The following is a 10,293-nucleotide window of genomic DNA, read 5'->3' on the forward strand; positions in this document are numbered from 1 at the left end:
CGGTCTACCCAGACCACCCCCGCGCCAGTGCTAGCTTTGCGTACCGTCACTTATTGCACTGAAAACGAGGAGACCCCCTTCCACGCGGCGCGTGCCTCGTGCACGTCGGGCGGGGGCAACATCTGGACGCGGAGGCGCTGCGCGCCGCACTCGATGAAGGGCAGTTGCAAGACGCCATCCTGGATGTCACCGATCCAGAGCCGCTGCCAGCTTCGGATCCGTTGTGGACGCACCCCCGCGTCTGGATCACGCCGCATATCGCGAGCGCCACGCGGCCAGAGACGGCGGCGCGGGCCGTGATGGAGAACATCCGGCGTCACTTGCGCGGCGAGGCCATGCACGGCACGGTGGACCGGTCCAAAGGATATTGATGAAAGACTTTGCTATGCATGACGAATCCACCGCGCTGAATAGGCATCCCCAGTTCCCGTCGCTGAACGGGTTCACGCCGATCCATCGCGCCGCCGCGCTGGAAAGATTCCTTGGGACCGACGTGAGGATCTATCTGAAGCGGGACGATCTGATCGGTGTGGGAGGAGGGGGCAACAAGCTGCGCAAGCGGGAGTTCCTGCTGGGAGAGGCTCTGGCCCAAAACTGCGATGCGTTCCTGACAACCGGTGGGATCCAGTCCAACCATGCAAGAGCCAGTGCAGCGGCGGCGGCGCGTGCCGGCATGTCGGCCGAGCTGTTTCTGACTCAGGCCGTCCGATTCCGGGACGACGACTATCAGCTCAACGGGAACATCCTTCTGGATGATCTGTTCGGCGCGAAGGTGCACGAAGATCCCCTGCTGGCCGCCCAGAACCGGGCGCAAGAATATGCGCGGCTCTGCCTTCGCGCCTGCGTCGTGGGCCTGGGTGGCTCTTCGCCCACTGGATGCCTGGGTTACGCGTCCTGCGCACGGGAAATTCTCGCGCAGCAGGCGCAACTGGGCATCGATTTTGACAGCATCGTGGTCGCGAGCGGAAGCGCGGGAACCCATGCAGGTCTGTTGGCCGGCCTGATTGCCAGCGACGTCGACAACATCGAGGTCATTGACTTCAGCGTGCTCGCCAGGGCGCCTGCCATTGGCGACAACACGCGCGCACTGGTGACCGAAACGCTCAAACGCCTGGGGCATTCCGGTGACTTCCCTTCGGAGAAGGTCGTCGTTGACGACTCTCAACTGGGCGAGAGCTATGGCATTCCCACACCCATGATGATGGATGCGGTGCGGACACTCGCACGCACGGAGGGTCTACTGCTCGATCCGGTCTATAGTGGCAAGGCATTCGCCGGGCTGATCGAGGCAATCAGGTCCTGGAAGTGGGCCCCTGGCGCTTCGGTTCTCTTTGTCATGACGGGTGGCGCGCAGCTGTTTGCCTATCGGACAGCGCTTGCGTGCATGTAGGCGCGATGCAGGCCAGACGGAGGCTATGAGCTTGGGAAAGGAGCGCTCCCGATATCGCGCAATGCACTTCACGCCGCCGCTTATGTGCGTGAGCGTTCAGCGGTCTCGCATAGTCTTACTGTGTCACAAGAGTAGTTTTTCGCTAGGGACACCACGGAGATCCGGGGAGAAGCGAAGCCACTCGGCATAGTTCGGCGGTCGGCATAGTCGGCCAAGCTCCACGGGCACGATCCTTGGGCTTACCTCAACGATGGCCTGACCAGGCTTCCCACGCAGCTGAACAGACGTATCGACGAACTGTTGCGCCACAACTGGAATCCCGCACGCTGAGAAAATCTGTGCGCCGCTCATGCGTCCCTCAGTACGCGCGCGCGAATTCGTCATCCTGCAGCAGGTTCGCGCCGGTCATGTGATCCGACATTGCACCGAGCAGTTGCTCGACGACGACGGCAACTTCTTCCGGCCGACCGTACTTACCCAGCGGAATGTTCGAGGTCTCGCCGGCCAGCTGCTGGGCCAAGCTGACGCCTGCTTGATCGGCGCGCCTTTGCACCGAGGCTGCGTAGTCGGGCGTCAGCGTACCGCCGAGCGACAACGTGTTGACGTGGATGCCGCGCTCGCCCAGCGCGAACGCCAGCGTCTTCGCCTCGGCCAGCCAGGCGCAGCGCAGCACGTTGCTGGTCGCATAGTGGCCGAGCGCCTGCACCGACGTGATGGTCGAGACGATTACCACCTTGGCGCGCTGACCCTTAGCCGGGTCGGTGTGCATCGCGGCGATCGCGGCCCTCAGCAGCCCCAAGGGGCCGATAAAGCTGTGCTGGAACAGTGTGCGCCAAGTGTCGTCGGGCGGTAGGCAATCGTTTGTCGGACGCATCTGCGGCGGCATCATCACGACTCCGCCGAGCACGATGCCTCGATCGGCAAGCCGTTCCCCGAAGGTGGCGACGCCAGCGTCGTCGCCCATATCGACCGGGATCGCTTCATAGCGGCCCGAGCGAATTAATCGCAGTTCGTCGCACAGCGCACGAAGCCTGCCTTCATCGCGTGCCGCAAGCACCAGCGCACGCCCCGAATGCGCCAGTTGGACGCAGACGGCGCGTCCGATACCGCCACTCGCGCCGGTAACGAGAATGGATCGGCTGTCATCGCTCATGGATGCTCCTCGGAAATACGGCCACGGGGGGCGCAAGCTGCGCATCTGCGCTCGTGGAAGTGCGCATCGCGACGGTGCTGCGCGCCTGCCGCAGCGCAAATGGCGGTGGCTGGGCCAGCCGCTTACTGCCAGCGCACCGCCTAGGCTGATCACCGCCGCAGGGAATCGATGACCGTGATATAGCGACGTCCTCGTTTACATCGAAGAAGGTCACGCCATCGACAACGTGACAATGCCGTGCGGAGAGCGCCGCGATTGCCGACGCGAGTGCGCCGCAGCACTCACAGGTCGAGAACCAGCATCGGCGACTTCGACCTGGAGCAGCAAGGCATGAATTGGTCGTTCGCAGCCTGTTCGGCCGGCATTAGATAGAAGTCCTTGTGGTCCGGCTCGCCTTCGAGCACGCGCGTGAGGCAGGTTCCGCATACGCCCTGCTCGCAGGAGGTGGGGACCTCCACGCCAGCTGCAGCCAGTGCCTGGACAACCGTTTTCTCCTGCGGCACCAGGATGATCCTGCCGGAGCTGGCGAGCTTGACTCGGAAGCTTTGGTCCTGGTCGGTCTTCACGACGACGGTGCCGAAGAACTCATAGTGCAGCCTGTCCTCGGGCCAGCCCTGGGCGCGCGCAGTCGACAGCACGTGGTCCATAAATCCTTTCGGACCGCATACGTACAGGTGCGTACCGTCACCGGCAGCGGCCAACACGCGACTGACGTCCAGCTTCTGTTCGGGCGCGCCGTCGTCGAAGTGGAACCGAACACGCGAGGCGTAAGGCGCCTGTTGGATGCGAGCGGCGAAGGCGGTGCGACCGCGGGAGCGGGTCGCATAGTGCATTTCGAACTCCGCGCCCAGTACGGAGAGGCGCTCGGCCATGCACAGGATCGGCGTCACGCCGATGCCGCCCGCGAGCAACAGGCTCCTGCTCGCGCCATGCGCCAGCGGGAAGTGGTTCTTCGGGGGGCTTATCGTCAGCACATCGCCAGGCTGCACGCGCTCGTGCATCGCCTTCGAGCCGCCACGCGTATTCGGGTCCTTGAGAACTGCGATCACGTAGCGGTGGCTCTCCGCCGGATCGTTGCAGAGCGAGTACTGGCGGGTGACGCCTTCACTGACCTGGACGTCGACATGCGATCCAGCGGAGAACGCCGGCAAGCCCTGCCCGTCGACGGCGACGAGCTCGAAGCTGCAGATGTCGATCGCCTCCAGCGTCTTGGCGGCAACCCTGACCTGCAGGCCGTTGGTAAAAGCGTTCATGTTCATCTCAAGAGTTGGGTGAATTCGCGCAGGCACGCGCCCGGCCGGAAACGGCCGCGCCTACGGGCGTGGTTCGACCCCTTCGTATGCCCGCTCCAGCATCGCCTTCACGGATTCGTACTCGACGACTTTTGGATTCCGGTACGGCGTTGCACACACCTCCTCGGCCGCCTGCTGCACACCACTGCGCGGCATGCCGATCTGCTTCAACGCAGATGGGAGCCGAAGCCGACCCAGCATGTGGTACAGCGCGGACGGAGCGTCGCCTGCCTTCAGCGCGCGCGCGACCCGGGCCATGCCTTGCGGCGCCGCCTTGCTGTTGTAGCGCGCGACGTGCGGCAGCACGATGGCATGCAGCTCCGCGTGCGGCAGGCCGAACGCGCCGCCGAGCACATGGCAGATCTTGTGGTGCAGGCCCATGGTCGTGGCTTCGAGCGCGTGGCCGGCCAGCCAGGCACCGTAGAGTGCCTCGGACCTGGCGTCGACGTCCGATGGGTCCTCGATGATCCTGGGCAATGACAGCGCCAGTGCGCTGATGCCCTCCTCCGCCATGAGAGAGACGATGGGGTTGCCATCCATCGCATACAGAGCTTCGACGCAGTGCGCAATCGCGTTCATTCCACTCGCCGCGGAGAGGGAGGGCGGAAGCGAAAGGGTCAGTGCAGGGTCGTACACGACGCTCTTGGGGCGAACATGCGGATCGCGCCCGGTGACCTTCTTCCCGTCTTCCGTGATCCCGTAGATCGACGTCATCTCGGATCCCGCGTAGCTTGTCGGAACCGCCACGATCGGTACTCGCAGCGCCAACGCAACGGCCTTGCCCAGGCCGATGGCGGAACCGCCGCCGATGGTCACGCAGCAGTCCGCCTGGAGTCGTATTGCGAGCTGCCTGGTTTCCATGGCGGTTTCGACCGGAACATGCATGGCAGCGTCGTGACAAACACCGGCGAAGAGTTCACCGAGGTCTGCAGCGACCCGTCCCGCGACGTCTCGATGCGAGGGCGACGTGAGGATCAGTACCCTTCTGGCGCCCAGCATCTGCACTTCTTCCGCGATCTGGGCAATGCTGCCCACGCCGAAGACCGCTCGCCCGCCGTGGCCGGCAAAGGTGAACGCCCCGATCATAGCGCCACCCGCAGCAGCTTCAGGGGATTCGTCGTGAGGACCTGGTCCCGGAGGGTCCGATCGGGAATGAAGTCCGCCAGGGCGCGCAGCAGCTTGCCCGGATCGGGCATGCGGGCAGCGTCGAAGTAGCCGGTATGCGGCCAGTCGCTTCCCCACAGCAGGCGATCACCCGCGAGGTCGGCCAGGCGCCGCGCGAATGGAACGACGTCGGAGTACGGCGGCCCGACTTTCGAGATGCGATCGGCGCCCGTGAGCTTCACCCAGATGTTGCTGCGGGCCGCCAGCCTCGTCAGCGCCTGGAACGGCAGCTGGTCGAGACCGAGGCTCGGGTCGATTCGACCCATGTGATCAATGACGACGGTTGCCGGAATCGAAGCGATCCAGTCCTCGAGCCCCGGCAACGACGCACCGTCGAAGTGGAGATTGACGAACCAGCCCAGTTCTTCGATGCACTCCAGCACGTGCGAAAAAACAGTCTTGTCGAGCGTGCCGCCGTGCTGTGGATTGAAGGCGAACCGAACCCCCCGGGCGCCCGCAGCATGCAACCGGCGGCATTCGTCCGCGGTCGTGCCCTCTCCGAGACGGACCACGGCAAGGTAGCGGCCTTGCGAGCCCGTCACGGCGTCGATGTCCACACGGTTGTCGAAACCGTGCGTGTTGGCATGGACCACGAACCCCCTGTCGATGCCGAGCGCATTGTGCATCGCGAGGCACGCGTCGAGAGGCGCGTCCGGCGGCGTGTACTTCCGGGTGGCGGCATACGGGTACTGCGAGGTCGGCCCGAGAACGTGGAAGTGAGTGTCCCAGGCGCCCGGCGGCACAGTCCAGCCAGGCTGTGAAACCTCGGGATCCGGGCCGAGGCACGGCGGAATTACGCTTTTCATATGGTCCTTTCGTAATGAGCGCAGGATGCGAGACGGACTACGCATCGAGGGAGCGCAGCGCGTCGAGGCGCTCGTGTGCCGCAGCGATGCAACGGTCGACGATCGCGCCGGCCGCGCCCACTTCGCCTTCAGGAGAAAGCAGCTTGCGCAGGGCGGATTCGTCCAGGTGCACGCGTACTTGGGGCATGCCCGCGAGCACGGTGGCGAGAGATTGCCGCAACTGGACGGCCTGCTTGCACGCATCGTGCACCAGATCGTGGGCGGCGAGGCGGCCTATGTGGGCAGCGAGCGCTATCTGCACGCTCTCGCTCATCGAAAGCCCCTGGGTGATCTCGCAATTTTCCCGCATCCGGTCCTGCCGCACCTCCAGGCCGGAGAGCAACGTCTCCGACACGTCGAGGCATTCCTCTGCCACAGTGAAGGCCTGCGCGACGACTTCCTGCTCCAGCATGCCGACGCCTGAACGCATCTGGTCCTGCCGTAGGCAGCGCAGGGCAGTCGCTGCGTGCGCCTGCAATGTGTCGGCCGCATTCTTCACCCGCCAGCTCAGGATCGGGTTGGCCTTATGCGGAAGCGCACTGGAGGTGTCACGGCCCCCCATCGCAGGTTCTGCCGCTTCCCCAATCTCCGTCCAGGTAAGCTGCGAAATGTCCTGCGCTGCCTTCCCCAGGGTGCCTACGAGCAGTGCCAGGTAAAGCACGACTTCGACGGCCGCGTCGCGAGCGCCGGATGCACTCGCCAGGGGCTCCGGCAAGCCCAGGCGCGCCATCATCCGCTGCTGGACCAGCAGACCCTGGCTTCCGAGGGACGCCATGGTGCCGGTCGCGCCAAAGAGCTCGCCCGCGACCGGACGGCAGGTGAGCTCCACCAGCCGATCCGCATCGCGCACCAGGCTCGAGAGCCACGTTGCGCAGTGCAGACCGAACGTGGTCACCCCGCCGTGGCCGCCGAACGCGCGAGCCGGCATCACGGTGTGCCGGTGCTCGTCTGCCAGCTTCGCAACAGCCGAAACGATCCTCGCCAGGCGCTGCCCGAGCAGCTTCAGGGATTCATTGATCTGCAGCGCACGGACCGTGACCAGGATGTCTTGCGTCGTGGCGCCCCAGTGCAACCACCCGCCGAACGGGCCGCATTGGGGCGTCAGCTGGCGGATCAGGGGCGCGATAGCAAAACCCGTCCGCTCCGCCGCTTTGGCCAGGGCGTCGTGATCGATGACCGCATCGTGCAGATGCTGCCTGATGCCAGGGCCGGCATCGGCGGGAATGACTCCGATCTCGGCCTGGGCGAGCGCCAACGCCGCTTCGACCTGGCAGCACTGTCGCGCCCACCCGGAAGGTGCGAACAGATCCGCGATGCGCCGGTTGCTAGTTCGCACGCGGGCCTCAGCGTTCAATGAAGAACTGGGTCTCGGCCTCGCCCTGCAGCACGATGTCGAAGCGGTACCGACGCCCGGTGTCGGACTTCTCCTCGACGGCGATCAGGCTCGCCCTTGCGGCCAGGTCGTCGATGCCGTTGAGGATCGGGTCGATGTCATTCAGCGACTCGCCGGGGAAATACATTTGGGTGATCAGACGGTGCATCACCCCCGCGGCGTAGACGGAGAAGTGCACGTGCGGCGGGCGCATCCAGTTGTCGTACCCGGGGTTGGGGTAGGCGCCGGGCTTGATGCCCACGAAACGGTACGTCCCGGAAGGACCCGTAATGGCCCGGCCATATCCCTTGAAGTTCGGGTCGATCGGCTGGCTGGAGTGGTCGGCCGGATGCGAATATTTCCCGTGGGCGTTCGCGGTCCACACCTCGATCAGGGCGCCCGCGACGGGCTTGCCGGATAGATCTGTGATGGTTCCCACGATCTCCATCGGCTCGCCCTCAGCCCGCGGCCCCCCCACTTCACGCGCGGCCAGGTCCTCGTCTCCTGGGCGCACCAGATGGTGCGGGTAGAACGGACCGATCGTCTGGTGCGGCGTGACCACGGGCAGCTTTCTGGCGGGTGTGCGCCGCTCGTTCAGCACGTAACCCTTGATCTGGGCCAGCCGTTCGGTCGAATCGAAGCTGGTCGGATGAGGAAGAACGTCGTCGGGTTTGGTAGGCATGGGTTCTCCTGGGTAAGAACTCGAACTTTCTCGCCGAATGGCACGCGCGGCCCTGGGGACCATCGCGGATCGTCTGAGGCACGCGAGCCTCGGCGACACGTAAATGTAGCAGATGTCACAGCCGATCGGCAGGCCCAGGAGCTTGCCGCAGAAGTGGTCTTCGAGTCCGGCGCGGATGATCTGCTTGCCGTTGTACAGGTACTCGGGCCCGATGAAGCCGACGACCGTGTTGGCCAGCAATGGCTCGAACTCGCGTGCGACCGCGTAGGCCCTCGCCTCGAGCGTTTGTTGATCGACACGATGATGGGCGCCGGCCGAGAGTGCCGAGCCTTGCCCGGTCTCGAAGTACATGACATTGTCGCCGACCGTTCCGCGCTTGAGCGAACGCGCCGCATCGTTGGCTTCGCGCAGCAACGCCAGGTTGATGCCGAAGCCCTTGTTGGCTTGCTCGGTCCCGGCCACCGACTGAAACACCAGATCAACCGGCACACCGGCTTCGATCATGCGCATCGTGTTGGTCACGTGCGTGAGCACGCAACTCTGCGTCGGGATCTCGTAGCGTTCGATCACCTCGGCGAGCATTTTCACGAGCGAGCCAAGCACGGCCGTGCTGTCGCTTGCCGGATTGATGCCGATGACTGCGTCGCCGCTGCCGTACAACAGGCCGTCGAGCATCGATGCGGCGATGCCGCGCAAATCGTCGGTCGGGTGGTTGGGCTGCAGGCGGACCGCAAGTCGACCAGGCAGACCGAGTGTGTTGCGAAACCGTGTGACGACACGGCACTTGCGCGCTACGACAATCAGGTCCTGGTTGCGCATCAGCTTGCTCACTGCCGCGACCATCTCGGGTGTGAGGCCGGGCGCCAGGGCGGCGAGTGCATCGGGCGTCGCATGCTCCGACAACAACCAGTCCCGCCAGCCGCCAACCGTCAGGTGCGCGATCGGTGCGAAGGCGGGCGCATCGTGCGTGTCGACGATCAGGCGCGTCACCTCGTCGACCTCGTAGGGCACGATCTGCTCGTCCAGGAACGTTCGCAGGGGCAGATCGGCGAGCGCGACGCGCGCGGCCATGCGCTCTTTATCCGATTCGGCCGCGATGCCCGCGAGCTGGTCGCCGGAGCGCTCGGGCGTGGCCTTGGCGAGCAGCGTCGTCAGGTCGGCGAAGCGGTACACGCGGTTCGAGATCGTGTGAGCGTATGCCATGTGTCATCCCTTTCAGGTCATCGGTCGAAGCGACGCGGCGAATACACGTCCAGCGCGTGCGCGACGGATCGTCCTGCGAGCTCATCGGCGACCAGTCCGGCAGTGACGGCGGCCAGCGTCAGCCCGAGGTGTCCGTGGCCGAAAGCAAGCACGACCCCTGGCACGCCGCGAGCGCGGCCGATCACGGGTACCGAGTCGGGCATTGACGGCCGAAACCCCATCCATCGCGAAGTCGGCTCCGGCAATGACCCGAAGAGTGTTCGCGCGCCGCGATCCAGCTGATCCCAGCGTTTCGGATCCGCGGAGCGAGCGGTTCCGCCGAATTCGACCAACCCTGCTACTCGCAGCCGGCCGGCCATGGGCGTGGCATACAGCCCGCGCTCGACCGGGCAGACGGGGCGACGGACGGGCAGGGGATCGACGGCATATTCGACGTGATAGCCGCGCTCCGTGTCCAAGGGCACAGCCTCCCCAGCCTGTCGAGCCAGGTCGAGAGAGTGCGCTCCGGCAGCGATGACCACTTGTCTCGCACGCACACGCTGCACTTCGCCATTTCCTTCGAGTTCGAGCGTGATACCGGACTTGTCGCCATGCAAGCGAACCGCGCGCGCTCGCAGCTGGTGCGCCCCGCGTCGCTCGGCTGCGGCCGCCATGCGCTGCATCAGCGTTGCTGGAGAAGCGAGGTGCATGGCGTCCGGGAAGAAGATGCCATGCCGATTCAGCGGTGCGAGCGCAGGCTCGAGGTGGCTCACTTCGGCGGGTGACAATGTCTCCTGCTTCACGCCATGCTTGGCGCGCAAGCGGAAGTCGAAGGCGTCGATCGACGGCGGCCCTTGGTAGAGGTAGAGGGAGCCCTCGCGTCGAATGATGTCCTCGCAGTCCAGTGTGGCCCATCGTCGCTCCCACGCGGGGGCTGCCTGCGCAAGCAACGGGGCGAGCGCTCGTGCGCTGGCCGTCGCAGCAGACGTGCTTGATGCGCGGACGAATCGCCACAGCCACGGCAGCATCGCCGACATGGCCGAGGCTGGCATCGAGAGCGGACTGTCCGGATCGAGCAAGAGACGAGGCAACGACCACATCACCTGCGGTGTCGCAACCGGCACGCAACCGTAGCCGGGGTCTCCTCGTTTTCAGTGCAATAAGTGACGGTACGAAAAGCTAGCACTGGCGCGGAGGTGGTGTTGGTAGATCG

At 65.2% G+C, this 10,293-nt stretch carries 8 protein-coding genes and 3 pseudogenes; 3 read left to right on the forward strand and 8 right to left on the reverse strand.

Going from position 1 to position 10,293, the window contains the following annotated elements:
* Positions 1 to 71 precede the first annotated feature (71 nt).
* The 3 genes and pseudogenes from IMZ29_RS21415 to IMZ29_RS21425 form a co-directional block, all read left to right on the forward strand.
* Positions 72 to 371, forward strand: a pseudogene (locus IMZ29_RS21415) (NAD(P)-dependent oxidoreductase); the annotation flags it as partial.
* On the forward strand, positions 371 to 1,390 hold the full coding sequence (locus tag IMZ29_RS21420; RefSeq protein ID WP_253207361.1) for a D-cysteine desulfhydrase family protein: 1,020 nt from the start codon (positions 371 to 373) through the stop codon (positions 1,388 to 1,390). The pseudogene IMZ29_RS21415 and the gene IMZ29_RS21420, both read left to right, overlap by 1 nt.
* A gap of 219 nt (positions 1,391 to 1,609) precedes the next feature.
* Positions 1,610 to 1,720: pseudogene (locus IMZ29_RS21425) on the forward strand (transposase domain-containing protein); the annotation flags it as partial.
* 28 nt (positions 1,721 to 1,748) lie between these two features.
* Here IMZ29_RS21425 and IMZ29_RS21430 read toward each other — a convergent pair.
* The 8 genes and pseudogenes from IMZ29_RS21430 to IMZ29_RS21460 form a co-directional block, all read right to left on the reverse strand.
* On the reverse strand, positions 1,749 to 2,543 hold the full coding sequence (locus tag IMZ29_RS21430; protein WP_216188161.1) for an SDR family oxidoreductase: 795 nt from the start codon (positions 2,541 to 2,543) through the stop codon (positions 1,749 to 1,751).
* Between the two features lie 281 nt (positions 2,544 to 2,824).
* Positions 2,825 to 3,796, reverse strand: a complete 972-nt coding sequence (locus IMZ29_RS21435) for a PDR/VanB family oxidoreductase (RefSeq protein ID WP_216188163.1) — start codon at positions 3,794 to 3,796, stop codon at positions 2,825 to 2,827.
* A gap of 60 nt (positions 3,797 to 3,856) precedes the next feature.
* The gene (locus IMZ29_RS21440; RefSeq protein WP_371820387.1) at positions 3,857 to 4,918 is read right to left on the reverse strand and encodes a maleylacetate reductase; all 1,062 of its coding nucleotides are present in this window, start codon (positions 4,916 to 4,918) and stop codon (positions 3,857 to 3,859) included.
* The gene (locus IMZ29_RS21445) at positions 4,918 to 5,805 is read right to left on the reverse strand and encodes an amidohydrolase family protein (protein ID WP_184278035.1); all 888 of its coding nucleotides are present in this window, start codon (positions 5,803 to 5,805) and stop codon (positions 4,918 to 4,920) included. Before IMZ29_RS21445 ends, IMZ29_RS21440 begins: the two co-directional genes overlap by 1 nt.
* A 37-nt stretch (positions 5,806 to 5,842) precedes the next feature.
* Entirely contained in the window at positions 5,843 to 7,180 is a 1,338-nt protein-coding gene (locus tag IMZ29_RS21450) for a lyase family protein (RefSeq protein ID WP_184278037.1), read from the reverse strand.
* Between the two features lie 7 nt (positions 7,181 to 7,187).
* Positions 7,188 to 7,961: a protocatechuate 3,4-dioxygenase subunit alpha gene (pcaG, locus tag IMZ29_RS22990; RefSeq protein ID WP_371820388.1), complete on the reverse strand. Its 774-nt coding sequence runs from the start codon at positions 7,959 to 7,961 to the stop codon at positions 7,188 to 7,190.
* 42 nt (positions 7,962 to 8,003) lie between these two features.
* Positions 8,004 to 9,101 (reverse strand): annotated as a pseudogene (gene eutB / locus IMZ29_RS22995) (ethanolamine ammonia-lyase subunit EutB); the annotation flags it as partial.
* A 17-nt stretch (positions 9,102 to 9,118) separates the two neighbouring features.
* On the reverse strand, positions 9,119 to 10,171 hold the full coding sequence (locus tag IMZ29_RS21460; protein WP_216188167.1) for an NAD(P)/FAD-dependent oxidoreductase: 1,053 nt from the start codon (positions 10,169 to 10,171) through the stop codon (positions 9,119 to 9,121).
* Positions 10,172 to 10,293: the final 122 nt, after the last annotated feature.

Origin of the sequence: Verticiella alkaliphila, assembly GCF_018904615.1 — a bacterium.
Classification (GTDB): Bacteria; Pseudomonadota; Gammaproteobacteria; order Burkholderiales; family Burkholderiaceae_B; genus Verticiella; species Verticiella alkaliphila.